The sequence below is a fragment of the Micromonospora sp. SYSU B005 genome (assembly GCF_055362685.1).
The window spans coordinates 469,843-495,061 of record NZ_JAXCFU010000002.1 but is presented as its reverse complement, the minus strand read 5'-3'; the positions used below and the strand labels follow the sequence as shown (position 1 = coordinate 495,061).

The following is a 25,219-nucleotide window of genomic DNA, read 5'->3' as shown; positions in this document are numbered from 1 at the left end:
TGCCACCATCCCGCCATGGACGCCGCACTGGTCGGCCGCGACGCGGTCGTCGAGCGGGTGTGGCGTGCCCTGACCGCCGGTACGCCGGTGCTCCTCGACGGCCCGTCCGGCATCGGCAAGACCGCGCTGTGGCGGGCGGTGGTCGCCCGCGCGGGGCGGACCGGCTGGCGGGTGCTGTCCGCCGCGCCCACCGAGGCCGAGACCGCGCTGCCGTACGCGGCACTCGCCGACGTGCTGCGCCCGCTCGCGGACGCGCTGCCGGGGCTGCCCGCGCCGCAGCGGGCCGCGGCCGACATGGTGCTGCTGACCGGCGAGCACGACGACGCGGTGGACGACCGGGCGGTGGGCGCGGCCACCCGTACGCTGCTCGACGCGGCGGTCGCCGGTGCGCCCCGGGTGCTGCTAGCCGTGGACGATCCGCAGTGGCTGGACCCGCCGAGCGCCCGGGCACTGCGGTTCGCGCTGCGCCGGCTGAACCGGTGGCCCGCTGTCCTGGCCACCCACCGCACCGGGGACGGCCCGCCGGTGCCGGTGCCGCTCGGGCTGGACGACGACCCGACCGGACGGCACCCGTTGCTGCGCGCCGACGTACCGCCGCTGGCCCCGGCGGACCTGCACCGCGTCCTGGCGGCCCGGCTCGGCGGCACGCTCAGCCGGCCGCTCACCGACCGGCTGGCCCGCGACGCCGACGGCAACCCGCTGCTCGCCATCGAACTGGCCCGGGCGGTGCTGCGGCTGCCCCGCCCGCCCGCGCACGACGAGGACCTGCCCGTACCGTCGTCGCTGCGCCTGCTGCTCGCGGAGACGCTGCGGGCGCTGCCCGGCCCGAGCCGCGACGCGGTGCGGCTGGCCGCGCTGCTGACCGTGCCGACAGTGCGCGACCTGGCGTCGGCGGGCGTGCCGGCCGGGGCGCTGGACGCGGCCGAGGACGCCGGGCTGGTCGTGGTCACGGCGAGCCGGATCGACTTCGCGCACCCCCGGTACGCGGCGGCGGTACGCGAGAGCATCCCGCCGGGAGCCCGGCGGCGGCTGCACGCGCTGCTCGCCGGCGCGGTCGCCGACCCGGACGAGCGGGCCCGGCACCTGTCCCGGTGCACCGTCGCGCCGGACGCCGCAGTGGCCGCCGACCTGGCCGCGGCGGCGGCCCGGCAGCGGATGCGCGGCGCGTCGGCGCTCGCCGCGGACTGGTACGCCCGGGCCGCCGAGCTGACCCCGCCGTCGGCGCCCGCCGACCGGAACCGGCGCCGCCTCGACGCGGTGCAGTGCCGCATCGACAGCGGCGACTACGCGGCGGCCGGGCGGGCCGCCGAGGCGGCGGCGGGTGAGCTGACCGGCGCCGAGCGGGGCGAGGCGCTGCTGCTGCGCGCGCTCGTCGCGTGGTGCGCCGACGACCTGGTCACCGCCGTCCGCGTCGCCGAGCAAGCGCTCGTCGCCGCCGGGCCGGACGGCGACCTGGCCGGGCGGATCCACACCCACCTGACCATGTTCCACGACCAGCCGGAGCCCGCCCGCCGGCACGCGCGGGCCGCGATCGCCCGCCTGTCCGACCGGGACGAGCACCGCCCGCTGCTCACCGCCGCGCTGCTGTTGCTGTTCTTCCACGAGGTACGCGCCGGCGGCCCGGCGCCCACCGACCTGCTGGACCGGGCACTGTCACTGGAGGGCGGCGAACCGTCCTTCCTGGCCGGTTCGGTACCGGCGATCTGGTGGAAGTCGGTCGACGACCACGACCGGGCACGGGCCCGGCTGCGCCTGATGCTGGACCTGGCGGTGGCGCGCGGCGACGATCCGCTGCGGCACGAGGTGCTGACCCACCTGGGCGAGACGGAACTGCTGGCGGGGCGTTTCGCCGAGGCCGGTACGCACATCGCCGCCGCCCGTGACCTGGGTGAGCAGCTGGGCACCGGGCTGGTGGGCGAGAGCTGGCTGGCCGGTGTGCTCGACGCGCACCGGGGGCGGCTGGCGCAGGCGGGTGCCGCCGCCGCCGGGCTGCGGCGCGACGACGTCCTCGGCGACGCCTGGAGCCGCCGGCTGCACCACCAGCTCACCGGGCTGGTGGCGCTTGCGTCCGGGGAGTGGGCCTCCGCCGCGGCGGCGTACGGCGCGCTCGCGGCCGACCTGGACGGGTCGGGCATCGCCGAACCGCTGGGGCAACGCTTCGAGCCGGACTGGATCGAGGCGTGCGTGGGCGCCGGTGACCTGGACACCGCGCACGCCGCGCTGGACCGGCTGGCCCGGCGCCACAGCCGGCTGCCGCGTCCGTGGACGACGCTGGGTCTGGCCCGTAGCCGGGTGCTGCTGGCCGGGGCGACCGGGACGGATCCGGGCACGGCACTGGACGCGCTGACGCAGGCCCGGGCCGCCGTGCCGGAGGCGGTGCTGCCGCTGGACCGGGCTCGGTGCCTGCTCGCCGCCGGGCGCGCGTACCGGCGGGTGCGGCGACGGCGGGAGGCGCGGGCGGCGCTGGACGCGGCGGTGGCCGAGTTCGACGCGCTCGGCGCGTCCGCGTTCGCCGACCGGGCGCGGGCGGAGCTGGGTCGCATCGGCGCCCGCACCCCGGCACCGACGACGCTCACCGCGACCGAGGAGCGGGTGGCCCGGCTCGCTGCGCGGGGGCAGACGAACCGGCTCATCGCCGACGCGCTCTACATCAGCCCGAAGACGGTGGAGGCCAACCTGGCCCGGGTCTACCGCAAGCTGGGCATCGCCAGCCGCGCCGAGCTGGGCGCGGCGATGGGCCGGCCGCCCGGCGACTGAGGCGGTCAGGACGCGGCGAGCGCATCCAGGTGCGCGCCGAGCAGTTCCCGGGCGCGCCGGGGCGGCATCCGGTCGGGGTGCAGCAGCGCGTGCAGCGCGAGCCCGTCGAGCACCGCGTGCAGCCCGGCGACCGCCTCGGGGTCGGCGGCCGGTTCCCCGGTGAGCAGCGTGACGGCGAACTCGACGGCGCGTCGGATGCCGTCGTCCGCCTCGGCCGTCCGGGCCCGGGCGGCCGGGTCGGTCGGGGCGCGCGCGGCGAGCAGCAGCCACACCTCGGCCTCGCGGACGCGCTGGCGGTCGAGCGGCAGCAGTTGTTCCAGGATCCGCTGGGCGACCTCGCGCGGGCTGCCGCTGCGGTCGCCTCCGGTGATCCGCTCGGCCGCCTCGGCCTGCACGTGCTCCATGGCGAACACCAGCAGCTCGGTCTGGGTGGCGAAGTAGTGCCGCAGTGCGCTCGGTGACCAGCCCGCCTCGGCCGCGATGCTGCGGACGGTGGCGGCGCCGACGCCGTCGCGGTAGACGACCCGCCACATCGCCCGCGCCAGTTCGGCACGGCGCGCGTCGTGGTCGACGATCTTGGGCACGGGCCCCTCCGGAACCTGGTTGACGAGCGCTGTTACGGTTATCGCACAGCGTACTAAAAAAGGAGACCGCATGCTCGTGGCAGTGATCGTCGGATGCGAGGTGGCGTTCTGGGTGGTGCTGCTCGCCGGACTGATCGCCCGGTACCCGCTGCGCCGGCCCCGCCTCGGCGCCGCACTGCTGATCGCCGTGCCGGTCGTCGACCTGGTGCTGCTGGCCGCCACGATGATCGACCTGCGCCGGGGCGCGACAGCCACGTTCGCCCACGGCCTCGCCGCCGCGTACCTGGGGTTCTCGGTGGCGTTCGGGCACAGCATGGTGCGCTGGGCCGACCAGCGGTTCGCGCACCGGTTCGCCGGCGGCCCTCCCCCGAGCCGGGCCCCCCGGTACGGGATGGCGCGGGCCCGGCACGAGTGGCGGGAGTGGGGCAAGGGCATGCTCGGCTGGGCGGTCGCCTGCGCCGTGCTGCTCGCCGGCATCGCCGTGGTGGGCGACAGCGAGCGCACCGCCGAGCTGTGGGCGTGGACCGGACGGCTCAGCCTGGTGATGGCGGGCTGGCTGGTGTTCTGGCCGGTCGCGTACACCGTCTTCCCGAAGCGGGCGCCGCGCGACGCGTGAGGTTCGTCCGTCACGTGCGGCGGCGGGTCGGGCGCGGCGTCCCGGCGGTCAGCCGGCAAGCGCGTCCGGCCAGGCGGCACGGACCAACGCGGGCAGCATCTCGCCGGCCGGGCCGCGCAGGTTCACCGCGCAGACCGGGTCCAGTGGTGTCGGCACCGGGTTCACCTGCACCACCGGGGCTCCGAGGCGGGCCGCGACGAGGGGGATCTCGGCGGCCGGGTGGACGAGCGCCGAGGTGCCGACTGTGAGCAGCAGGTCGCAGCCGGATGCCGCCTCGACCGCCGCGTCGAGCGCGGCCGACGGCAGCGCCTCGCCGAACCACACCACCCCGGGACGCACCGGCGCACCACATCCGGCGCAGGCGGGCGGCGTGACGCGCCCGTCCGGCGGTTCCGGCAGGTCGTCGGGTGCCACCGCGTCGCCGGAAGCCACGCCGTCGCCGGGGGCCGCCGCGTCGCCGGGTGCCGCGTCGTCCTCACGCGCCGTTGCGTCCTCGGGGATCGGCGCGGGCCGGGCGCAGACCGAGCAGCGGGGCGCGAACAGGCTGCCGTGCAGGCGTACCGGGGCCGGCACGCCACCGCGCTCGTGCAGGTCGTCGACGTTCTGCGTGATCACCACGGTCTCCGGTAGCCGGTCCTGGATCGCGGCCACCGCCCGGTGCCCGGGGTTCGGCCTGGCCCGGCGCACCCCGCGCCGGCGTGCCTCGTACCAGCCCCAGACCAGCGCCGGGTCGGCCCGGAACGCCGCCGGCGTCGCCAGCTCCTGCGGGTCGTACCGCTGCCAGAGCCCGGTCTGGGCGTCCCGGAACGTCGGCACGCCGCTCTCGGCCGACATGCCGGCCCCGGTGAACACCACCGGCCGCCGGGCGGCGGCGAGCAGCCGGCCCGCCTCGGCCAGCTCCGGCCCGGTCACACGTCCACCGTCAGCCGCACGTCGACCCGGTCGCCCAGCTCGATCCCCTCGGCCCGGCGCGCCGCGACCCGCAGCGGCACCACGTACCGGCCGTCCCTGGGCCACAGCGACGTCCGCCAGCCGGTGCCGCCGATGCGGACCGTCACCGGGATCATGCCCCAGCCGTAGGTGACCGACGCCGAGGCGGCCTCGATCGCCGCGCTCTGCTCGTCGGGCACTGTGACGAAGTGGTACGGCGCCGGACCGCGCCAGAACCACACCTCGCCGCTGAACGCCAGCTCCATCCGGTCAGGATAGGGGCCGGGACCGACGCGACCACAGCAGCCGCAGCCCGGCCATCGTCACCCAGGCGAACAGCGGGAACACGGCGACGCGTTCCATGCCGCCCACGCCGATGCCGGCGTCCACCCGGGACAGGAACAGCACGGTGCCGGCCAGTCCGAGCAGGCCCAGGAACGCGCTGACCCTCCGCAGCTCGCGCAGCAGCGGCGACCGGCCGAGCGCGGCGGCCAGCAGCGCCGCGTTGCCGAGCGCGAAGACCAGCAGCGCGCCGAGCACGTGCAGGTTCTCGTCCACGTCGGCCGGGTGGAGGCCGGCCAGCACGTACCCGGATCCGGCGGCCACTGCCGACGCCACGGTGACGGTCGCGGCGCGGCCCGGGCGCAGCGCCCGGTGTGCGAGCAGCGCGCCGAGCGCGAGCAGCAGCCCGGCGCCGACGAACACCGCGTTCATCGCCGGATGCCACGGCGAGCAGACCGGACGCGGGCGGCTGCTGTCCCACACGCCGCAGGTCACGTTGCCGAGGTCGCTGATGTTGTGTTCGGCCCAGCTGAACCGGGGCTGGTCCCAGGCCAGGCCGACGACGACGTTGGCGGCCAGGAACGACACGGCGGCGAGCAGCCAGCAGGCGCCCGCGAGGCGGTTTCTCATCCGCCGAGTGCACCGCCCGAGGGCGTCCCGGCGCACGGGGCGTGGCGGGCCGGTTCGAGGTAGGGCCAGGCCTACCCGGGAAGCGGGGTCCAGCCGGCTGGGAAGCACGGTGTGGCCTGGCTAGCGTCGTGCCATGACCGTTGATCACGGGTTGGCCGGCGCGTTGCGCCGCAGCCGCTACCTGCTGTCCGCGTGGCCGTGGCGGGCCCTGGCGTACGCCGTCACGACGCTGCCCCTGGCCGGCGCGGCGGCGCTCGGCGCGGCGGTGGTCGCCGCCCCACTGCTGCTGGTGGCCGGCGCGCTGCGGCGGGGCCGCCCCGTCGACGCCCGGGCGCTGGCGGTGCTGGCCGTGCTGGCGCTCGCGGTGGTGGCGCTCGCCCCGTTGGCCGGCGCGCCGGTGGCGGCGGTCGAGCGGTGGCGCCTCGGCCTGGTCGACGACCGCCCGGTGACCGCGCCGCGGTGGCGTGGGCTCGCCGCCCGCCTCACCACCGCCGCCGGGTGGCGGGAGGCCGCGTACCTGGCCGTGCTGGGCGTGGCGGTGCCGCTGGCGTACGGGATGGTCGGCCTGCTCGCGCTGCTGGACGCGGTGCTGGTCGCCGGTCCGTGGCTGGCCGGCGGCGAGGACCGCATCGTGCTGATCTGGGCCACTGTCGACTCCCCGGCCGAGGCGGTGCCGTACGCGCTCGCCGCTCTGCTGGCGGCCCCGGCGCTGGTCTATCTGGCCGGCCTTCTCGTAGCGGTCCAGGCGGCGGCGGCCCGCCTGCTGCTCGACGACGCGCCCGCCGGGACGGCGCTGCGCGAGGTGACCCGGTCCCGGGCCCGCCTGATGAGCGCCTACGAGGCGGAGCGCCGCCGCATCGAGCGGGACGTGCACGACGGCGTGCAGCCGCGCCTGACCAGCCTCACCCTCCAGCTCGGGCTGGCCCGCCTCGACGTGCCGGACGGCTCCCCGGCGGCGGGGCCGCTCGCGTCCGCCCACGAGCAGGCCAAGGAGCTGATGGTGACGTTGCGCGGGATCGTCCACGGCATCCGCCCGGCGCAGCTCACCGAACTCGGCCTGGCCGCCGCCGTCGGTGATTTGGCCGCCCGGTCGGTCGTCCCGGTCGCCGTGCACGCCGACCTGACCCGCCCGGTGCCGGAGCTGGTGGAGACCACCGCCTGGTACGTGGTCTCGGAGACGCTCGGCAACGTGGCCCGGCACGCCGGCGCCAGGCGGGCCGAGGTGCGGCTGATCCGCGACGAGCGGCTGCTGGTGGTGGAGGTGCGCGACGACGGCCGGGGCGGCGCCGACCCGGCGCGCGGCACCGGCCTGACCGGGCTCGCGGACCGGGTGGCCGCGACGGACGGGCGGCTGCTGCTGTCCAGCCCGCCCGGTGGGCCTACCCTCGTGCGGGTGGAGCTGCCGTGCCGTCCGTGACCCGGGTCGTCCTGGCCGAGGACGAGGTCCTGCTCCGGGAGGGCCTGGTGGGCCTGCTGACCCGGTTCGGCTTCGCGGTGGACGCCGCCGTGGGTTCCGCCCCGGAGCTGCTCGACGCGGTCCGCACGCACCGGCCCGACCTGCTGGTGACCGACATCCGGATGCCGCCGCAGCACCGCGACGACGGCCTGCGGGCGGCGGTCGCGCTGCGCGCCGAACGCCCGGACCTGGCCGTGGTGGTGCTCAGCCAGCACGTGCAGAGCGGGTACGCCGCAGCGCTGCTCGACAGCGGCGACGGCAACCGGGTCGGCTACCTGCTCAAGGACCGGGTGGCAGACGTCGCCGAGTTCGCCGCCACGCTGCGCCGGGTGGCGGCCGGCGGCACCGCCGTCGACCCGGACGTGGTGCGGCACCTGCTGCGCCGCCCCCGCGACCCGCTCGGCGCGCTGTCCCCCCGGGAGCGGGAGGTGCTGGGGCTGGTCGCCGAGGGCCACTCCAACGCCGCGATCGCGTCCCGCCTGTACGTCACCGAGGCGGCGGTGGGCAAGCACGTCGGCAGCATCCTCGCCAAGCTCGACCTGCCGCCGGACGAGGACACCAACCGGCGGGTGCTCGCCGTGCTGGCCTGGCTGCGTGCGACGGGCTGACCGGGCGTTACAGGCTCATCGGCACGGGGTCGGTGGCCAGCGCCCGGAACCGCTCGCGCGGGTCCGACACCAGCCGCCGCTCGGTGAGGTCGAGCAGGCCACCCACCCCGGTCACCGAGGCCACCGGGATGCCGTCGGCGCGGGTGAACTCCTGGCCGATCCGGAACGTCTTGCCCTCGCCCCAGTGGAACTCGCAGGTCACGTCCACCTCGTCGCCGCCGCGCAGCTCCCGCAGGTAGCGCACCGTCACCTCGAGCGCGACCGGCCCGACGCCGCCGGCGAGCAGCCGGTCCTGGCCGATGCCGGACGCGCGCAGGCACTCCCAGCGGGCGTGCTCGGCGTACTGGAGGTAGACCGCCTGGTTGAGGTGTCCCTGCGTGTCGAGTTCGTAGCCACGCACGGTGACGCGTACCCGGAACGGATCTGCCATGCCGGCAGCCTAACCAGGGGCGCAGCGGTAATCCGCGTGCGGTCCGGGCCGCGCGGTCCTAGCCTGCCCGGCGTGACCCTGGAGATCGTGACACTTGCGCAGCGGCCCGACCTGGCACCGCTGCTGGACACCGACTTCGACGGCGCCTGGCCGCCGTTCATGCTCTGGGATCCGATGGGCGCGCTCTACTACGGCGTCGCGCACGAGCTGTACCCCGAGTTCGTCTTCGCCGCCGTCGACCCGGCCGAGCCGGGCCGGGCCGTCGCCCGCGGGTACGCGGTGCCGCTGCGCTGGACCGAGGACGAGCTGCCCGACGGCGGCTGGGACCGGGTGATCCAGCGGGCCACGCTCGGCCGGCTCACCGGGTCTGCCCCCAACCTGGTGTCCGCGCTGGAGATCTGCGTGCGCCCGGACCGGCGCGGCGGCGGGGTGTCCGGGCTGATGCTCGCGGCCATGCGCGCGGCGGTGGCCCGCGCGGGCTTCGACACGCTGGTGGCGCCGGTGCGCCCGAGCGGCAAGGCCGCCGTCCCGGACGTGCCGATGGCCGAGTACGCGGCCCGGCGCCGCCCCGACGGACTGCCGGCCGACCCGTGGCTGCGGGTGCACGTCCGCGCGGGCGGGGTGATCGAGCGGGTCGCGCCCCGATCGATGACGGTGACCGGCACGCTCGCCGACTGGCGGCGCTGGACCGGGCTGCCGTTCGACACCTCCGGTCCGGTACGCGTGCCCGGCGCGCTGACGCCGGTGCTCGTCGACGCCGGCCACGACCACGCCGCCTACGTCGAACCCAACGTGTGGGTGCGGCACCGCCTCTGAGCGGGCCGCCGGTCAGGCCGGCCAGGCGTGCCCGATCCCGTCGAGCAGCAGCACCACGCCCTCGGTGGCCGCCTCCCGGTCGCGGGAGATCTCCCGGTACTCCGGTGAGGTGGACCAGCGCTCGAAGTCCTCGCGGCTGTCGAACGACAACAGCACCGCCTTCTGGTGCGGCCACTCCCCCTCGACCACGCGGGGGGCGGTGTCGGCGGCGAGCAGCTTCCCGCCGTAGCGGGCCAGCACCGGCGGGAAGGCGGCGGCATACCTGTCGTAGCGCGCCCGGTCGTGGATGGTGAGCTGTGCGAGGGCGTAGACGGTCACCGGCTCAGGCTACCGACGTCCGACGGCTGCGGCCTCGTCCGTCGGGCCGGATCCCGCGCCGCCGCGAGCCGGGCCGACTGTCCGGTGTGCTCTAGCCATTATGGCCCTGACCTGCGAATACTGGGTAGCAGGTCCGCGCGGCGTGGGGGAAAGAGGTGGGGCACGATGATCGAGCAGGAGACCCAGCCGGAGGCCATACCCGAGCCCCGGAACGCGCCGGAGGGCGGGCCGTCCCGGCCCACCACGCCGGTTCCCGGCGCGGTGTGGCAGGTCCGCGTACGGACCAAGCTCGACGACCTGTACCAGCAGCTCGCGGTGCTGTCCCCGCGCGACCCCGAGCGGGCCGAGGCGCTGCGCGCGCAGCTGTCCCGGGTGGAGGTGGTGCTCGGACGCAGCGGCGTGGTCGAGTGGTTGCGCGGCGGCAACCTGGAGTACGCGTGGCAGACGATCCACTCGGTGGAGCGGGCCATGGTGGCGCTGCGCTCCGCGGACGAGCTGACCGGGCTGCTGCCCGCGTACCGCAGCGCGGCGGCGCAGGTGCTGCCGGCCGACGACAAGGTGCTCACCGACCTCGACCCGTCGGCCGGCGCCCCGTCCGAGGCGCTGCTGCGCGCCCGGGTGCAGGCGTTGCTGCTGCGCTACCACTCCGCGTCCGACGAGTTCCACGAGTCGGCCCGCCGGCTGCGCAACCGGATGCTGGGGCTGTCGGTGTTCGCGCTGCTGGCGGAGGTCCTCGTGGTGCTGGTGCAGTGGCTCAGCCACGACGTCCGGCTGCTGGAGGCGCCGACCGACGCCGGTGGCGTACCGGCCTGGCGGCTGCTGTTCTTCGTGCTGATCGCCGGGGCCCTCGGGGCGTTCCTCAGCGCGCTGCCGTCGATGATCACCTCCCGGTCCGGCGGGCTGCCCTACAAGCTGCCGTTCCAGCAGGGGCTGCTGAAGCTCGCCGTCGGCCCGCTGGTCGCGGTGGTCGGCATCATGCTGGTCATCGGCGGCCTGGTGGAGACCAGTGTGAGCAGCACCGCCGCGCTGCTGGGCCTGGCGATCGTGTTCGGCGCCGGGCAGCAGGCGGTCACCGCGTTCGCCGACCGGCGGGCGGCCGAGCTGCTCGGGCCGGCGGCCAAGAGCTGATGCCGCACGGCGGCCTGTCCGGCCTGGGTAGCCTGATCCCATGATCTTCATTACCGCCAAGTTCCGGGTCCGCCCGGAAGACGCCGACCGCTGGCCGCAGATCGCCGCCGACTTCACCGCCGCGACCCGGGCCGAGCCCGGCTGCCTGTGGTTCGACTGGTCCCGCAGCCTGGACGACCCGACCGAGTACGTGCTGGTCGAGGCGTTCCGGGACGACGAGGCGGGCGCGGCGCACGTGCAGTCGGAGCACTTCCGGACCGCCCAGCGCACGCTGCCGCCGCACCTGGCCGAGACGCCCCGGATCGTCAACACGACGGTGCCGCAGCAGGACTGGTCGCGCCTGGGCGAGATGGCGGTGCCGGGCGACGCCTGACCGGGTGACCGGTCCGGAGCGGGCGGCCCGTCGTGCCGCCCGCGCGGCCGGTCAGGGGACGGTCAGGCCGTACGCGGCGAGGATCTCCAGGATCGGCTGGTAGTAGCTGGTGCCGCCGCTCGTGCAGTTGCCGCTGCCGCCGGAGAGGACGCCGATGACGGTGCCGGTCGCGGCCACGTAGAGCGGTCCGCCGCTGTCGCCCGGCTCGGCGCAGATGTTCGTGCGGATGAGCCCGGTGACGCTGCCCTCGGCGTAGTTGACTGTGGCGTTCAGCCCGGTCACGGTGCCGCACCGCACGCCCGTGGTGGCGCCGCTGCGGCAGACCGCCTGCCCGACGTACGCGCTGCCGGCGGCGGTGACGGTGATCTGCCCCGGGTAGGTGTACACCGCGCTCGGGTGGGCGACGGTGCCGGTGTAGCGCACCACGCCGTAGTCGTCGCCGGGGAAGCTGCTGCCGGTCCGGCTGCCCAGCACCGTGGTGCCGGCGCTGTCGGCGTACCAGGTGGCGGCCAGGCGGGTGCAGTGCCCGGCGGTCACGAAGTACCAGGTGGTGCCGCGGCGCACGTTCGCGCCCAGGGAGCAGCGCCCCCCGCCGCCGTAGATCGCCTGACCGCCGCCGATGAGCGTGCGCAGCCGCCCGGGTTCGTGGCGCAGCACCGCGCCGGCCCGGTCGGCGGTCCGGCGTACCGCCGCCAGCTCGCTGCCGCGTACCGTGTCGTCGGCGGTGACGGTCAGCCGGCCGGTGGCCGGGTCGTGCCCCCAGGCGGTGCCGGGCGTGCGGAGCCCGGCCAGGGCGGCGGGTTCGGGCGGCGGTGCGGCGGCGACGGCCCGGGCGACCGCCGGGGTGCCGGCGAGCAGGGCGGCGAGGACGAGTACGACGAGCGCGGGTCGGCGCATACTCCAGAACCTCCACCATCGTCTACGGTCGATTCGCCAAGCATCGGCCCGGTGGCGCGATCCACTCAACCGGCAGAACCGGCGGTTCCCGAAACTTCCGGAGCCGCGGCGGGCGGCACGCGCACGCCCGTAGGCCGCGCCCGCCCGCGGATTCCGCCCGTTCACCTGGTTCCGCGGGCCCCGATGTCGACACATCGAAGTGATTAAGTTTTCGGAACGCTTCCGGTAGGCTCCGGGCAGAGATTCGCTTCGATCCACTCACGATGTGCCGGGGAGTCCCTCCCCCACCGGACGCGGCCACCGGGCGGCCGCGCGGAGCCGACATCGTGGCGGGCGGTGGCCGAGGCGAGCCGATCCCATTGACAGGCTAGAGAGGCGTTCAGATGGACAAGGTGCTCGCCCGCGGCAGCGGGAGCGCGGCAGCCCGGTCACGCCCGCGGACCGCAGTGGTCGCGATGGTGGCGGGGGCCGCGGTGGTCGCCGCCACGATAGCGGTGGCGACCAGCGCCAGCGCCGGCACGACGCTCGGCGCGTCGGCGGCGGAGCAGGGCCGGTACTTCGGCACGGCGGTGGCGGTGAACAAGTTGTCCGACAGCACGTACGTCGGCATCCTCAACCGCGAGTTCAACATGGTCACCGCCGAGAACGAGATGAAGTGGGACGCCACCGAGCCGTCCCGGAACCAGTTCAACTTCAGCGCCGGCGACCGGCTCGTCGCGCACGCTCAGGCCAACGGCATGCGGGTACGCGGCCACGCGCTGCTCTGGCACCAGCAGCAGCCCGGGTGGACGGGAAGCCTGTCCGGCAGCGCGCTGCGCGACGCGATGATCAATCACGTCACCCAGGTCGCCACCCACTACCGGGGCAAGATCCACTCCTGGGACGTGGTGAACGAGGCGTTCGACGACGGCAACAGCGGCGCCCGGCGCAACTCGAACCTCCAGCAGACCGGCAACGACTGGATCGAGGCCGCGTTCCGTGCCGCCCGCGCCGCCGACCCGGGCGCCAAGCTCTGCTACAACGACTACAACATCGACAACTGGAGCTGGGCCAAGACCCAGGGCGTCTACAACATGGTGCGGGACTTCAAGTCCCGGGGCGTGCCGATCGACTGCGTCGGCCTCCAATCGCACTTCAACAGCGGGTCGCCGTACCCGAGCAACTACCGCACCACGCTGCAGAACTTCGCCGCGCTCGGCGTCGACGTGCAGATCACCGAGCTGGACATCGAGGGCTCGGGCAGCAGCCAGGCCACCTCGTACGGCAACGTGACCCGGGACTGCCTGGCCGTGCCGCGCTGCAACGGCATCACGGTCTGGGGCATCCGCGACACCGACTCGTGGCGGGCCAGCGGCACCCCCCTGCTGTTCGACGGCAGCGGCAACAAGAAGCAGGCGTACACCGCAGTGCTGAACGCGCTGAACGAGGGCGGCACCCCGCCGCCCACGACCGCGCCGCCGACCAGCACCCCGCCCACCTCGACGCCGCCGACCAGCACGCCGCCGACCAGCGAGCCGCCGACGACTCCCCCGCCGACCGGCGCCTGCACCGCCACGATCACCACCAACCAGTGGCCGGGCGGCTTCGTCACCAACGTGCGGATCACCGCGGGTTCCAGCGGGCTCAACGGGTGGACCGTGTCGCTCACCGTGCCCTCGGGCTCGGCCGTCACGAACACCTGGAGCGCCCAGGCCAGCGGCACCACCGGTGCGGTGACCTTCCGCAACGTGGACTACAACCGCCAGGTCGGTGCCGGTGGCACCACCGAGTTCGGGTTCCAGGGCACCGGCACGGCGCCCTCCGGCACGCCGGCCTGCGCGGCCGGCTGACCGTCGGCGCGACCCGGCACGGTGCCACCGTGCCGGGTCGCGTCCCCGGCGGCCGCCGCGCGCCGACCGTACAGTGGGGTAGGTCCTGTTCCACCGTTTCGCCCGGAAGGACCACAGTGAACCGACGCATCAGGACCACCCTCGGCGTCGCCCTGGCCGCCACCCTCGTCACCACCGCCGCGCCGGCCCCCGCCGCCGCTGCCCACGACCGCCGTCCCACGGTCATCGCGCTGCCGGACGGCTTCCAGCCGGAGGGCGTCGCCGCCGCCGGCCGGTACGCCTGGTTCGGCTCGCGGGCCACCGGCGAGATCTACCGCGCCGACCTGATCACCGGCGCGGGCCGGCAGGTCAGCCCCGCCACCGGCACCCCGTCGCTCGGCCTGAAGGTCGACCCGCGCGGCCGGCTCTTCGTCGCCGGCGGCACCGCCGGTGACGCCCGGGTGATCGACACCCGCACCGGCGCCGTACTCGCGAGCTACCAGTTCGCCGAGGCGCCGACGTTCGTCAACGACGTGACGCTCACCCGCGACGCCGCCTGGTTCACCGACTCGAACCGGCCGGTGCTCTACCGCCTGCCGCTGGGACGCGGCGGCACGCTGCCGCCCGCCGGCGGCTTCACCACGCTCCCGCTGACCGGCGACTTCCAGCAGAGCGGCACCGGCGTCAACCTCAACGGCATCGTGCCCACCCCGGACGGGCGGGCGCTGATCGTCGTGCAGTCGAACACCGGCACGCTGTTCCGGGTGGACCCGGCCACCGGCGTCACCACCGCCGTCGACGTGCCGGGCACCACGTTCGTCAACGGCGACGGCCTGCTGCTGCTCGGCCGCACGCTGTACGTGGTGCAGAATTTCCTCAACCAGGTCGCCGTGGTCGACCTGAACCGCTCCGGCTCGGCCGGCGTCGCGCGCGGCGTCATCACCGACCCGGGCTTCGACGTGCCGACCACGGTGGCCGCCGCGCTCGGCCGGCTCTACCTGCCGAACGGCCGGTTCACCACCCCGCCGACGCCGACCACCCCGTACACAGTCGTCGCTGTCGACGCGCGCTGAGCCACGCCGGCCGCCACCCGTCCGGGTGGCGGCCGGCCCGGTTCACTCCTCCATCTCCGGCCCGAGCAGCCGGATCTCCTCGATGTCGATGGCCGCCTGGAGCTGCCGCAGCACCGCGTCGTCGATCTGCCTGGTGTTGCGCAGCCGGGTGATCTCCTGCCGCTTGTGGTCGAGCACCCGCAGACGCAGCCGCCGGGCCATCTCCCGCTCCGCCTCCGCGTCCTCACCGCCCGGGTCGCGGGCGTCGGCCAGGTGCTCCTCGTAGTCGGCGCGCAGCCGGTCCACCGTGTCCTGCGTGGCGCCCACGTCGTCGGCGGCCCGGGGCAGCGCCTCCAGGGCGGCCTCGGTGGCCCGGATCCGGGCCCAGCGCACCTCGTCGTCGCGTTCCCGATCGCCGTTCAGGCCGGCCCAGCTCACGACAGCGGGCAGGGTGGTGCCCTGCACCAGCATGATCAGCACGATCACCACCACGGTCACGAAGATGATCAGGTCGCGTTCGCGCACGGTGCTGCCGTCGTGCATGGTGACCGGCACGGCGAGCGCGGCGGCGAGCGAGACGGCGCCGCGGAACCCGGCCCAGCCCACCGCGGTACGCATCCGGCCGTCGAAGTGCCGCGCGCGGCTCGACTCCCGCCGGTCCACCCGTTGCAGCGCCGACACCGACAGGTGCACCCAGACCAGCCGGATCACCACCACGACCAGGGCGACGAGCGCCGCGATGCCGAGCGACGCGGCCGGCGAGTGGCTGGTGATGCTGCGCAGCGAACGCGGCACCTGCGTGCCGAGCAGCACGAACAGGCCACCGTTGACCATGAACGTGGAGAGGTCCCAGAACGCGAACGCGGTGACCCGGGAACGGGCCCGGATCACCCGGGGCGCGGCGTACGACAGCAGCAGCCCGGCCACCACCACCGCGAGCACGCCGCTGGCGTGCACCGCGTCGGCGAGCAGGAACGCGACGAACGGGGTGAGGATGCTCAGCCCGCCCTCGCGCATCGGATCGTCGACGTGTTTGCGGATCAGCACCACGACTGCGCCGACGAGCAGGCCGGCGGCCACCCCACCGGCCGACTTGCCGACGAACTCGCCGGTGAGCGTCAGCGCTCCGGGCACCGTCCCGCCCGCGACCACGCCGGCGGCCACGGCGAACAGCACGAGTGCCGTACCGTCGTTGACCAGGCTCTCCGCGCGCAGCGTGGTGAGGATGCCGCGCGGCATCCGCTTGGCCAGGCCGGCCACGGCTGCCGCGTCGGTCGGCGCCAGGACCGCGCCGAGCACCCACGCGGCGGCCGGCTGCACGCCGAGGGCCTGCGCGGTGAACGCGACGGCGGCCATCGTGACGATCACCAGCACGACGGCGAGCCCGACGATCACCGTGAGGTTGGCCCGGATCTCGCGGAGGCTGATGACCAGGCTCTCCCGGTAGAGGATCGCCGGGAGGAACAGCACCAGCACGACCTCGGGTTCGAGGATCAGGTTGTCGAACGGCGGCAGCAGGCCGATCAGCGCGCCCATGGCGATCAGCAGGACCGGCGGCGCGACGCTGTAGCGACCGCCGATCGTGGTGCCGACGAGCACGGTGGCGCCCAGCACCGTGATCAGCACGAGTGCTTCCACGCCGTACCCCCGTCACCGTCCGCCGGGAATCACGGTGCCCTACGGCGGCGGCCGGGCGGGACGGAATCGGTGATCGCTACTCGAAGCGGGACGGATCTCCGGCGCCGCGACGCAGGATCTCCGGCTCCGGGCCGGACAGGTCGACCACTGTGGTCGGCTCCAGCCCGCAGTCCCCGGCGTCGACCACCGCGTCGACGAGGTGGTCGAGCCGCTCCTTGATCTCCCAGCCCTGGGTCATCGGCTCGTCCTCGCCGGGCAGCAGAAGCGTGCTGGTCAGCAGCGGCTCGCCGAGTTCGGCGAGCAGCGCCTGGGTCACCGTGTGCCGGGGCACGCGCGCGCCGACCACCCGCCGCCGCGGGTCCTGCAACCGGCGCGGCACCTCGGCGGTGGCCGGGAGCAGGAACGTGTAGCTGCCCGGGATGACGGACTTCACCTGCCGGAAGACCGCGTTGCTGAGCTTGACGAACTGGCCGAGCTGGGCGAAGTCGGCGCACATCAGCGTGAACGGGTGCCGGTCGTCGAGCCGCCGGATCTCCCGGATCCGCTCCACGCCGTCGCGGTTGCCGATCCGGCAGCCGAGCGCGTAGCAGGAGTCGGTCGGGTAGGCGATCACCCCGTCGGCGCGCAGCAGGTCCACCACCTGCCGGATCACGCGGGGCTGGGGGTTGTCCGGATGCAGGTCGTAGTACCTCGCCACGCCGGTCAGCCTATGTCCGCGCCCGGGCGGGCGCAGGTTTGGCCCGGGCGGTTTCCGGAAACAGGTGGGGGCCGTTCACGACAGGGGGACCGAATCATGTCCGAAGCCAGCACAGACCGCGTCGCCGACCGCCCCGCGGAGGTGACCGATCCGCTGCTGTGGGACCTGGCCGCCGCGGTGGCCGACGCGCACCAGCCGGACGACGAGCGCGTCTGCGCCAGCCCGAGCTGCGCCGGGGCCGCGTGGCCGTGCGCGGCCTGGAACAACGCGCAGGCGGGGCTGAGCGCCGCCCGGACGCCGCGGCAGTCCGCCGCGCCCCGGCAGTCCGCCGGCTCGCCGCAGTCCGCCTCGCGGCCGGGCGCGGGGCAGCCGGGCGCCGGCCGGGCCGGTGCCGTCGGTGAGCCGGGCACGGCCGCGGTACGCACCGACGCGCGGAGCCTCGCCGCCACCGCCGCCTGACTCAGCGTAGGCGCACGCGTCCTCGCGCCGCCTCCGGCCGCCTCGGCCGGGGGCGGCGCTCGTGCGCGCCGCCGACGCTGGTCAGCGCGCTTCGCGAGGTGATCGGTGGAAGTTCCGCGCGTCTGGGAGAGCCCTCTCTTTGGTAACAAGACATTGACGGATCCGTAACCCGAACCTTACTGTCCCTTCTCAAGAGAGCGCTCTCACGACTGCCGGACCACCACTCCGTACCCCGCCTTCTCCTCGTGAAGGGGACCTCCATGACCCTCCTGCGGGACTTCTCCCCCGACCCCGTACCCCCGGCCCCGCCCGTCCCGTCCCCCGCCCGCCGGCGCGGCCTGCGGTCGACCGCCCTCGTCGCCGCGTCGGTGCTCGCCGCCGGCCTGCTCGGCGTCGTGGTCGGCGGTGGCGGCACCGCCACCGCCGGCGCCGTCGGCGCGGGCAGTTACACCGAGACCCGGCCGCCCGGCACCCTGCTGCCGAAGGGCTGCGGCGCGATCAGCACCGACCCGAGGACGTTCGTCACCGCCGACGCGCCGGCCGGCGCGATCCCCACGAACGACTGGTGGTCGTCGCTGATCTGGAAGCGCAACAACTGCACCGGCAGCGAGATCCTGCACGCGCACCCGCTGGCCTTCAAGGCCGAGAACAACGGGCTCGGCCTGTCGTACACCACCACGCCGGCGATCAGCGGCACCGCGACCGGCGTCGGCGAGTTCCACTACCCGTACACCGAGGACGTCCGCGTCGGGATGCCCGGACTGTCCGCGCCGGTGGTCAAGGCCGCCGGGTGGACCGACTGGACGGTCACCGCCGACTGGAGCGACGGCAGCCGCACCATGCGCGCCACCATCGGCCACGGCCTGCCGTTCAGCTACTACACGGTCAGCGGCGGCACCGCCCAGCTCACCACCGCCGGGACGCCCACCGTCTGGCGCAACTCCGGCGCCACCATCGGCTTCACCGTCCGCGGCCACGACTACGTCGCGTACGCCCCGACCGGCGCCACCTGGACCGTCAGCGGCACCGGCATCAGCTCGACGCTGGCCGGCAAGGGGTACTTCTCGGTCGCGGTGCTGCCCGGCGGCGGCGACCGGGGCGCCCTGGCCGACACCTACGCCCGGTACGCCCACGCCCACGTCACCGGCACCCGGATGAGCTACTCGTACGACCAGTCCGCCGGCACGGTGCGCACCACGTACGCGTTCACCACCACGCCCCGCGAGGGCAGCGAGACGAAGACGGTGGTGGCGCTCTACCCGCACCAGTGGCGCAGCCTCACCGGCGCCCCCCCGATCGGGCAGACGTACGTCTCGGCGCGCGGCGCCATGCGGGTGCTCACCGGCGTGCCGTCGTTCACCACCACGATGCGCTTCACCGGCGTCCTGCCCGAGGTGCCCGCCGTCGGCGACTCCAGCGGCGCGGACCTGTCCACCGTCACCGGCTACCTGAACGCCGAGCAGGGCAACCCGGAGGGCGTCAGCGGCCCGGACACCTACTGGGCCGGCAAGGGACTCGGCCGGGCCGCCCGCATCGCCGAGATCGCCGACCAGCTCGGGCAGACGTCGGTCCGCGACGCGGCGCTGACCGCGATGCGGAACCGGCTGACCAACTGGCTCACCGCCGGCTCCGGCGAGAGCGGCCAGCTGTTCTACTACGACCGCAACTGGGGCACGCTGATCGGCTACCCCGCGTCGTACGGCTCCGACGAGGACCTCAACGACCACCACTTCCACTACGGCTACTTCATCGCCGCCGCCGCCACGCTGGCCAAGTTCGACCCGGGCTGGGCCGACGACAGCCGCTACGGCGGCATGGTCGACCTGCTCATCCGCGACGCCAACAACTACGACCGCGCCGACAGCCGCTTCCCCTACCTGCGGGACTTCGACATCTACGCCGGCCACGACTGGGCCTCCGGCCTGGCGCCGTTCTTCGCCGGCAACAACCAGGAGTCCTCCTCGGAGGGGATGAACTTCGCCAACGCGCTGATCCAGTGGGGCCAGGCCACCGGCGACACCGCCGTCCGCGACGCCGGGGTCTACCTGTGGACCACCCAGTCCGCGGCCATCTCCGAGTACTGGTTCGACGTGTACGACCAGAACTTCCCGGCCGCGTTCGGGCACAAGACGGTCGGCATGGTGTGGGGCGACGGCGGGTCGTACTCGACCTGGTTCTCCGCGGCGCCGGAGATGATCCAGGGCATCAACATGCTGCCGATCACCGGCGGTCACCTCTACCTGGGCGACTTCCCGGAGTACGTCAAGGCCAACTACGCCGAGCTGGTCACCAACAAGGGCGGCCCGCCCACGGTGTGGCAGGACATCATCTGGGAGTTCCTGGCCCTCGGCGACGGTGAGCAGGCGCTGCGCAACTTCCGCGCCAACAGCGGGTTCACCAGCGAGGAGGGTGAGAGCAAGGCGCACACGTTCCACTGGATCCGCAACCTGGCCGCGCTCGGCACGGTTGACACCTCCGTCACCGCGAACCACCCGCTGGCGAAGGTGTTCGTCAAGAACGGCGTCCGCACCTACGTGGCGTCGAACATCACCGCCCGGCCGCTCACCGTCACGTTCTCCACCGGCGTCACGCTCGCCGTGCCGGCCGGGAAGACCGCCACGTCCGGGGCGTACACGTGGAGCGGCGGCAACGCCACCGGCGGCGGGACCGTGCCGACCGGCACCCCGACGACCTCGACGCCCAGCCCCACCCCGACCACCGCGAGCCCGACGCCGACCTCCGCGAGCCCCAGCCCGACGGGTACGGGCAGCCCGCTGAAGCCGGTCCGGTACCTGCGCTCGGGCGGCGGGCTGGACGGCACCGCCGGCACCGCCGGCACGGTGAACGTGGCGGCGGCGAACGGCAACCACGACGGCACGCCGACCAACCCGCAGGTGTTCACCGCCACCGGGCTGACCGGCACGTACACCGGCGGGGCGACCGCCTTCGACCTGGCCGTCGACGCGGGCACCGCGGTCGGCAACGGCGTCCAGATCCGCGTCTCCTACGACCTGACCGGCAACGGCAGCGTCGAGCGGGTGGAGACGTACCGGTACTTCGCCACCGATCCGGTCCCGGGTGCGGAGCGCTACCGGCAGACCCAGGGTCTGCTCTCGTCCACCGGCACGCTGGGCAACCTGGCCGGCGGCACGGTACGCGTCGAGGTGTGGAACGCCATCGGCGGCGCGCCCACGATCCTCGGCGTCGGCAACGGCTCGACTGTCACCCTGCCGTACGGTTCCTGACCCGCGGTTCCGGCGCCCCGGCCCCAGTGGCCGGGGCGCCGGTTCGCGACCGGGTCACGGCCAGCGGGTGGCGGTGGACTCGAACAGCGCGCTGTCGCTCGCCACCGGGATGACGCAGAGCAGGTGCCCGCCCGGCGCGCGCAGCACGTGGCAGTCGAGCCAGCGGGAGACCGGTGCGGCGCCGAGTCCGCACAGCCGCTCGACCTCGGCGGCCACGTCGTCGGTCTCGATGTCGAGGTGGTAGCGGGGCGCGTCGCCGACCGACTGCACGGCGGTGACCAGCCCGGGCACCACGTCGGCCAGGCCGGTGAACTCCGGTTCGGCCGGTTCGGTGCGCAGCTCCGAGCCGAGCGCGGCGGACCAGAACGCGGCCGCCTCCCCCGCCTCGTCCCGCGGCGCGTCGATGATCAGGGCGTACAACCTCGATCGATGCATCGTACGAGCCTAACCACGACCGCCCTCACCGGCAGCCCCGCGCGGTCAGGCGGTCACGTGCGCGCTGTCGCCGGCCGTCGCGGCGAACGACGTGCCGCTGACCATCCGGGCCGCGTCCGAGGCGAGGAACACCACGAGCGGCGCGACGTCCTCCGGTTCCACCCACGGCACGCCCAGCGGCGTCTTCGACCGCAGCGCCGCAATCGCGGCGTCCTCCACCTCGGCGAGGTCACCGGAGGCCGGCTTCCCCGCCTCGACGAGCGCCTGCACGTAGCGGTCCCGGTGCCGGGTCAGCGCGGTGTCGACCAGGCCCGGGATCACCGCGTTCACCGTCACGCCGTGCGGCCCGAGTTCCAGCGCGGCGGACTTGACCAGCCCGATCAGTCCCCACTTGGACGCCGAGTACGCGGACCCGTTCGTGGTGCCGTGCTGCCCCTGGGTGGACGACGTCACGACGATCCGGCCGCCGCCGCGGCGTACCAGCAGCGGCGCGAAGACCCGCAGCACGTTGGCGGCGCCGGTGAGGTTCACGTCGATCTGGTCGTGCCAGTGCTGGTCGGTCATCTCCAGCAGCGGCGCGAACGCCTGGATGCCGGCGTTGGCGAACAGCACGTCCACGCCGCCGTGCTCCCGTTGCACCGCCTCGGCGACCGCGCGTACCGCGCCGATGTCACGCTGGTCGGCCACGTGCGCCGACCAGCGGGCGCCCGCCGCCGTCACCCGGCGCCCGGTCTCGGCCAGGTCCTCCGGCGTGGCGGGCGGGAGATCCAGGATCGGGCTGACCGGCCCGGCGACGTCCATCCCGGCCACGTCCGCGCCGGCCTCGGCCAGCGCCACCGCCGCGGCACGGCCGATCCCCCGCGCCGCGCCGGTGACCACAGCGACCCGCCCCGACAACATCCCGGCCGCCACCGCGTCACCCCTCCCGTGGACTCCCCTCTCGCACCGTAAGCCCTGCCGCCCTCGCCCCGCCCGCAATCGAGACCCCGGTACGCCCGCCCAGCCCACTCATCACCGGCACCGCCCTCAACCGGCGCACCGCCTCACCGAAGCAGCGCCCCCGGAGGGGAACCCCCTGGTGTCGATCACGAACCCCAGGCACACCCGACCAAGCCAAGATCGACACCGGTACGGGGAAGTGGTGCCATCCGACCCGCCCGGACCCCACCACCACCCCGAACTGGTGTCGATCAAGCAGGCAATCGGCGCCCCTCCGGCGTCGCTACGGCGTGGTGGCCTCGGCCAGCAGCTCCAGCAGGTGCCGGTACGGCTGCCCGGTGGCCCGCGCCAGCCCGATCTCGCAGGTCCGGTTCACCGAGGCGTACCCGTCGAAGGGGCGCGTCGCGACGGCGGCGGCCTCGGCCCGGGTGGCCGACGCGGTCAGCTCCGGGTGCAGCAGTCCCCGGTCACCGGCGAAGCCGCAGCACTGCCAGCCCTCCGGGACCACCACCTCGTCGGCGACCGCGCGGGCCACTGTGAGCAGCGCGTCGTCCAGGCCGAGCCGGACCGACGAGCAGGTCGGGTGCAGCGCGAGCGAGCCGATCCGGCGGCGCACCGTGAGCCGGGGCAGCAGCGTGCCGGCGGTGTACGCGACCGCGTCGACGACCCGCAGGTCCCCGGCGCCGTCGACCAGCCGCTCGAAGCCCTCGGTGCAGGACGCGGCGTCGCTGACCACGGGCAGCGCGCCGTCGCGGCTCGCGGCGCGCAGCACCGGGGGCACGCGGTCGCGCACCGCCCGGTAGCCGTCGACGAGGCCCTTGGAGGACCAGGGCGTGCCGCAGCACAGGTCACCGACGCCGTCCGGCACGAGCAGGCGTACGCCGGCCCGCTCGGCGAGCGTGAGCAGCGCGGCGGCGACGCCGGTCCCGCCCTGCGCCGGGGCGAACAGCGTGCCCAGGCAGGACGGCACGAACACCGCGTCCGGGTCGTCGGCCGGGTGCGGGCGGCGTGGGGTGCCGCCGCGCGGCAGGTCCCGCTGCCACCGCGGTACCCGGTCGGCGCCGAGCACCGCGCGGGCGGCCCGGGTGGCGGCCTCGGGCAGCGCGGGCGGCAGCGCTCCGGCCAGGTCGAGCCCACGGGCCATGCCCCGGGTGGTGGCGCCCCAGCGGCGGGCCGCGCCGCGCCAGGCGGTCCCGGCCGTCCGGCCGTGCTCCTGCGCGCGCAGCCGCTTGACCAGGTCACCGGTGTTGATCAGCACCGGGCAGGCGGTGGCGCACATGCCGTCGACCGCGCAGGTCTGCACGGCGTCGTAGTCGTAGTCGTCGGTCAGCTCCCGGACCAGCGCGGTGTCGCCGGCGGCCTGGGCGGCGGCGATCTCCCGGCGCAGCACGATGCGCTGCCGGGGCGTGGTGGTGAGGTCGCGGCTGGGGCAGACCGGCTCGCAGTAGCCGCACTCGACGCAGCGGTCCACCTCCTCCTCCTCCACCGTCGGCACGGTCTTGAGGTGCCGCATGTGGATCTCCGGGTCGTCGCAGAGCAGCACACCCGGGTTGAGCACGCCGTCGGGGTCGCAGAGCGTCTTCAGCTCGCGCATCACCTCGTACAGCTCGTCGCCGAACTGGCGGCGCACGTACGGGGCCATCACCCGGCCGGTGCCGTGCTCGGCCTTGAGCGTCCCGCCGTGGCCGAGCACCAGGTCGACCAACTCCTCGGTGAAGTCGGCGTAGCGCGCCGGGGCCTCACCGCCGTCGAACCGCTCGTTGAGCATGAAGTGCAGGTTGCCGTCCTTGGCGTGGCCGAAGATGACGCTGTCGGCGTACCGGTGCCGGTCGAACAGCTCGGCCAGCGACGCGCACGTGCCGGCGAGCGCCTCGACCGGGACGGCGATGTCCTCCAGCAGCGCCGTGGTGCCGGACGGGCGGGCGCCGGCCACCGCCGCGTACAGGCCCTTGCGGATGTGCCACAGCGCGGCGCGGGCGGCGGGCTCGCCGCTGAGCCGCGCCGGGGCGCCCAGCGGCAGGCCGGCCAGCACCGGTCCGGCGTCGGCGACCCGGTCGGCGAGCGCCGCCGGGTCGGACTCCTGCCACTCGGCGAGCAGCGCGGCGTGCCCGCGCACGGCCAGGCCGCGCAGCGTGGCGTCCGCCTTCGGGTCGCGCTGGGCGACCCGAAGGGCGGCGGCGTCGAGCAGCTCGATCGCCGCCGGCCCGGCGGCCACCAGCGCCGGCATGGCGGCCATCGCCGCGCCCAGGGAGTCGAAGACCAGCAGGCCGGTCGCGGCGTGCCGGTGCACGGGTACGGTGCGGAACGTCGCCGAGGCGACGAACGCGAGCGTGCCCTCGCTGCCCACCACGAGCCGGGTGAGCAGGTCGGCCGGGTCGTCGTGGTCGAGGAACGCGTTCACGCCGTAGCCCATGGTGTTCTTCATGGCGTACTGGGCGCGGATGCGGCGCACCGACTCGGGGTTGCCGCGTACCCGGTCGCGCAGCCGCAGCAGCCCGGCGTGCAGCTCCGGTTCGGCGGCGCGCAGGCGGGCGTCGGCGTCCCGGGCGCCGGTGTCCAGCACGGTGCCGCTGGGCAGCGCGAGGACCAGCGACTCCAGTGTCCGGTACGTGTTGAACTCGGTTCCGCACGTCATACCGCTGGAGTTGTTGGCGACCACACCGCCGACCGTGCACGCGGACTCGCTGGCCGGGTCGGGGCCGAGCTTGCGGCCGTACGGCGCGAGCCGCGCGTTCACCTGCCGCAGCACCACCCCCGGCTGCACCCGTACCCGCCGCCCGTCGTCGAGCACCGTCAGGTCGCGGAAGTGCCGCCGCACGTCGACCAGCAGCCGGTCGGTGACCGCCTGGCCGCTGAGGCTGGTGCCGCCGGAGCGGAACGTCAGCGCGGTGCCGGTGCGGCGGCCGTACGCCAGCAGCGCGGCGACCTGACCGGCGTCGGACGGTGTGACCACCGCGCCGGGATGCAGCAGGTAGTGCGAGGCGTCGTGGGCCATCCGCAGCCGGTCCGCGGCCCGGGTCGCCACGCCGCCGGGCACCACCGACTCCAGCCCGGCCCGCGCGGACGCGCTCAGCTCAGTCATGATCACCGCACCTCCCCCGGCCCACAGTAGTCACGCACG

Annotated in this window: 23 protein-coding genes; 11 read left to right on the top strand and 12 right to left on the bottom strand. The window is 75.1% G+C overall.

The genetic code is table 11. The annotated features are described in order from the left end of the window. The first annotated feature begins 15 nt into the window (after positions 1 to 15). The gene (locus SM452_RS07505) at positions 16 to 2,757 is read left to right on the top strand and encodes an ATP-binding protein (protein ID WP_463839571.1); all 2,742 of its coding nucleotides are present in this window, start codon (positions 16 to 18) and stop codon (positions 2,755 to 2,757) included. 5 nt (positions 2,758 to 2,762) lie between these two features. Here the strand turns inward: SM452_RS07505 and SM452_RS07500 are convergent, their stop codons facing one another. Next, on the bottom strand, positions 2,763 to 3,341 hold the full coding sequence (locus SM452_RS07500; protein ID WP_262011599.1) for a TetR/AcrR family transcriptional regulator: 579 nt from the start codon (positions 3,339 to 3,341) through the stop codon (positions 2,763 to 2,765). A 70-nt stretch (positions 3,342 to 3,411) separates the two neighbouring features. Between SM452_RS07500 and SM452_RS07495 the strand changes: the two genes are divergently transcribed. Then, the gene (locus SM452_RS07495) at positions 3,412 to 3,957 is read left to right on the top strand and encodes a hypothetical protein (RefSeq protein ID WP_366623985.1); all 546 of its coding nucleotides are present in this window, start codon (positions 3,412 to 3,414) and stop codon (positions 3,955 to 3,957) included. 48 nt (positions 3,958 to 4,005) lie between these two features. On the opposite strand, the gene SM452_RS07490 is transcribed toward SM452_RS07495, so the two are convergent. The 3 genes from SM452_RS07490 to SM452_RS07480 are packed head-to-tail and all read right to left on the bottom strand — an operon-like array spanning position 4,006 to position 5,799. Beyond that, complete coding sequence (locus SM452_RS07490) at positions 4,006 to 4,869, bottom strand: SIR2 family NAD-dependent protein deacylase (protein ID WP_463839570.1); 864 nt, start codon at positions 4,867 to 4,869, stop codon at positions 4,006 to 4,008. Further along, complete coding sequence (locus SM452_RS07485) at positions 4,866 to 5,153, bottom strand: DUF1905 domain-containing protein (RefSeq protein ID WP_262011601.1); 288 nt, start codon at positions 5,151 to 5,153, stop codon at positions 4,866 to 4,868. Before SM452_RS07485 ends, SM452_RS07490 begins: the two co-directional genes overlap by 4 nt. A gap of 4 nt (positions 5,154 to 5,157) precedes the next feature. Continuing rightward, a complete protein-coding gene (locus SM452_RS07480) occupies positions 5,158 to 5,799 on the bottom strand; it encodes a DUF998 domain-containing protein (RefSeq protein WP_463839569.1) in 642 nt (213 codons plus the stop codon). Positions 5,800 to 5,932: 133 nt separating this feature from the next. Between SM452_RS07480 and SM452_RS07475 the strand changes: the two genes are divergently transcribed. Beyond that, entirely contained in the window at positions 5,933 to 7,216 is a 1,284-nt protein-coding gene (locus SM452_RS07475; RefSeq protein WP_463839568.1) for a sensor histidine kinase, read from the top strand. Beyond that, complete coding sequence (locus tag SM452_RS07470) at positions 7,204 to 7,863, top strand: response regulator transcription factor (protein WP_366623975.1); 660 nt, start codon at positions 7,204 to 7,206, stop codon at positions 7,861 to 7,863. Before SM452_RS07475 ends, SM452_RS07470 begins: the two co-directional genes overlap by 13 nt. Positions 7,864 to 7,870: 7 nt before the next feature. On the opposite strand, the gene SM452_RS07465 is transcribed toward SM452_RS07470, so the two are convergent. After that, positions 7,871 to 8,293, bottom strand: coding sequence for an acyl-CoA thioesterase (locus SM452_RS07465; RefSeq protein WP_262011605.1), 423 nt, complete (start codon positions 8,291 to 8,293; stop codon positions 7,871 to 7,873). A gap of 72 nt (positions 8,294 to 8,365) precedes the next feature. On the opposite strand from SM452_RS07465, the gene SM452_RS07460 reads away from it, so the two are divergent. Then, positions 8,366 to 9,109 (top strand): N-acetyltransferase, encoded by a 744-nt coding sequence (locus SM452_RS07460; protein ID WP_262011606.1) that lies wholly within the window; start codon positions 8,366 to 8,368, stop codon positions 9,107 to 9,109. Positions 9,110 to 9,121: 12 nt separating this feature from the next. On the opposite strand, the gene SM452_RS07455 is transcribed toward SM452_RS07460, so the two are convergent. Next, positions 9,122 to 9,427 (bottom strand): DUF1330 domain-containing protein, encoded by a 306-nt coding sequence (locus tag SM452_RS07455; RefSeq protein ID WP_013286485.1) that lies wholly within the window; start codon positions 9,425 to 9,427, stop codon positions 9,122 to 9,124. A 165-nt stretch (positions 9,428 to 9,592) separates the two neighbouring features. Here SM452_RS07455 and SM452_RS07450 point away from each other — a divergent pair, with 165 nt between their 5' ends. Further along, a complete protein-coding gene (locus tag SM452_RS07450; protein WP_262011607.1) occupies positions 9,593 to 10,555 on the top strand; it encodes a hypothetical protein in 963 nt (320 codons plus the stop codon). A gap of 40 nt (positions 10,556 to 10,595) precedes the next feature. Further along, positions 10,596 to 10,928, top strand: coding sequence for a putative quinol monooxygenase (locus tag SM452_RS07445; RefSeq protein ID WP_123110661.1), 333 nt, complete (start codon positions 10,596 to 10,598; stop codon positions 10,926 to 10,928). A 51-nt stretch (positions 10,929 to 10,979) separates the two neighbouring features. Here SM452_RS07445 and SM452_RS07440 read toward each other — a convergent pair whose 3' ends face one another. After that, on the bottom strand, positions 10,980 to 11,825 hold the full coding sequence (locus tag SM452_RS07440) for a S1 family peptidase (protein ID WP_355508775.1): 846 nt from the start codon (positions 11,823 to 11,825) through the stop codon (positions 10,980 to 10,982). Positions 11,826 to 12,208: 383 nt separating this feature from the next. Between SM452_RS07440 and SM452_RS07435 the strand changes: the two genes are divergently transcribed. Next, complete coding sequence (locus SM452_RS07435; RefSeq protein WP_262011609.1) at positions 12,209 to 13,654, top strand: glycoside hydrolase family 10 protein; 1,446 nt, start codon at positions 12,209 to 12,211, stop codon at positions 13,652 to 13,654. 116 nt (positions 13,655 to 13,770) lie between these two features. Further along, complete coding sequence (locus tag SM452_RS07430) at positions 13,771 to 14,706, top strand: NHL repeat-containing protein (RefSeq protein WP_402806490.1); 936 nt, start codon at positions 13,771 to 13,773, stop codon at positions 14,704 to 14,706. Positions 14,707 to 14,748: 42 nt separating this feature from the next. Here the strand turns inward: SM452_RS07430 and SM452_RS07425 are convergent, their stop codons facing one another. Further along, the gene (locus tag SM452_RS07425) at positions 14,749 to 16,323 is read right to left on the bottom strand and encodes a Na+/H+ antiporter (protein ID WP_262011611.1); all 1,575 of its coding nucleotides are present in this window, start codon (positions 16,321 to 16,323) and stop codon (positions 14,749 to 14,751) included. 76 nt (positions 16,324 to 16,399) lie between these two features. Then, positions 16,400 to 17,020 carry an L-threonylcarbamoyladenylate synthase gene (locus SM452_RS07420; protein WP_091418190.1) on the bottom strand — a complete coding sequence of 207 codons (621 nt, stop codon included), beginning with the start codon at positions 17,018 to 17,020 and terminating at the stop codon, positions 16,400 to 16,402. Between the two features lie 96 nt (positions 17,021 to 17,116). Here SM452_RS07420 and SM452_RS07415 point away from each other — a divergent pair, with 96 nt between their 5' ends. Continuing rightward, positions 17,117 to 17,479 carry a hypothetical protein gene (locus SM452_RS07415; RefSeq protein ID WP_463839567.1) on the top strand — a complete coding sequence of 121 codons (363 nt, stop codon included), beginning with the start codon at positions 17,117 to 17,119 and terminating at the stop codon, positions 17,477 to 17,479. A gap of 260 nt (positions 17,480 to 17,739) precedes the next feature. Next, positions 17,740 to 20,724: a glycosyl hydrolase gene (locus SM452_RS07410; protein WP_463839566.1), complete on the top strand. Its 2,985-nt coding sequence runs from the start codon at positions 17,740 to 17,742 to the stop codon at positions 20,722 to 20,724. Positions 20,725 to 20,778: 54 nt separating this feature from the next. On the opposite strand, the gene SM452_RS07405 is transcribed toward SM452_RS07410, so the two are convergent. From SM452_RS07405 to SM452_RS07395, 3 genes are all read right to left on the bottom strand, one after another. Further along, positions 20,779 to 21,159 carry a VOC family protein gene (locus SM452_RS07405; RefSeq protein ID WP_121682901.1) on the bottom strand — a complete coding sequence of 127 codons (381 nt, stop codon included), beginning with the start codon at positions 21,157 to 21,159 and terminating at the stop codon, positions 20,779 to 20,781. A 45-nt stretch (positions 21,160 to 21,204) separates the two neighbouring features. Further along, complete coding sequence (locus SM452_RS07400; protein ID WP_355508785.1) at positions 21,205 to 22,071, bottom strand: SDR family NAD(P)-dependent oxidoreductase; 867 nt, start codon at positions 22,069 to 22,071, stop codon at positions 21,205 to 21,207. A 310-nt stretch (positions 22,072 to 22,381) separates the two neighbouring features. Further along, positions 22,382 to 25,180, bottom strand: coding sequence for an FAD-binding and (Fe-S)-binding domain-containing protein (locus tag SM452_RS07395; protein WP_463839565.1), 2,799 nt, complete (start codon positions 25,178 to 25,180; stop codon positions 22,382 to 22,384). Positions 25,181 to 25,219: the final 39 nt, after the last annotated feature.

Excerpts from the sequence above, each read along its gene's own strand:
- SM452_RS07505 (WP_463839571.1), top strand. The coding sequence starts at position 16 with ATGGACGCCGCACTGGTCGGCCGCGACGCGGTCGTCGAGCGGGTGTGG.
- SM452_RS07495 (WP_366623985.1), top strand. The coding sequence starts at position 3,412 with ATGCTCGTGGCAGTGATCGTCGGATGCGAGGTGGCGTTCTGGGTGGTG.
- SM452_RS07485 (WP_262011601.1), bottom strand. The coding sequence starts at position 5,153 with ATGGAGCTGGCGTTCAGCGGCGAGGTGTGGTTCTGGCGCGGTCCGGCG.
- SM452_RS07480 (WP_463839569.1), bottom strand. The coding sequence starts at position 5,799 with ATGAGAAACCGCCTCGCGGGCGCCTGCTGGCTGCTCGCCGCCGTGTCG.
- SM452_RS07475 (WP_463839568.1), top strand. The coding sequence starts at position 5,933 with ATGACCGTTGATCACGGGTTGGCCGGCGCGTTGCGCCGCAGCCGCTAC.
- SM452_RS07465 (WP_262011605.1), bottom strand. The coding sequence starts at position 8,293 with ATGGCAGATCCGTTCCGGGTACGCGTCACCGTGCGTGGCTACGAACTC.
- SM452_RS07450 (WP_262011607.1), top strand. The coding sequence starts at position 9,593 with ATGATCGAGCAGGAGACCCAGCCGGAGGCCATACCCGAGCCCCGGAAC.
- SM452_RS07445 (WP_123110661.1), top strand. The coding sequence starts at position 10,596 with ATGATCTTCATTACCGCCAAGTTCCGGGTCCGCCCGGAAGACGCCGAC.
- SM452_RS07440 (WP_355508775.1), bottom strand. The coding sequence starts at position 11,825 with ATGCGCCGACCCGCGCTCGTCGTACTCGTCCTCGCCGCCCTGCTCGCC.
- SM452_RS07435 (WP_262011609.1), top strand. The coding sequence starts at position 12,209 with ATGGACAAGGTGCTCGCCCGCGGCAGCGGGAGCGCGGCAGCCCGGTCA.
- SM452_RS07415 (WP_463839567.1), top strand. The coding sequence starts at position 17,117 with ATGTCCGAAGCCAGCACAGACCGCGTCGCCGACCGCCCCGCGGAGGTG.
- SM452_RS07410 (WP_463839566.1), top strand. The coding sequence starts at position 17,740 with ATGACCCTCCTGCGGGACTTCTCCCCCGACCCCGTACCCCCGGCCCCG.
- SM452_RS07405 (WP_121682901.1), bottom strand. The coding sequence starts at position 21,159 with ATGCATCGATCGAGGTTGTACGCCCTGATCATCGACGCGCCGCGGGAC.
- SM452_RS07395 (WP_463839565.1), bottom strand. The coding sequence starts at position 25,180 with ATGACTGAGCTGAGCGCGTCCGCGCGGGCCGGGCTGGAGTCGGTGGTG.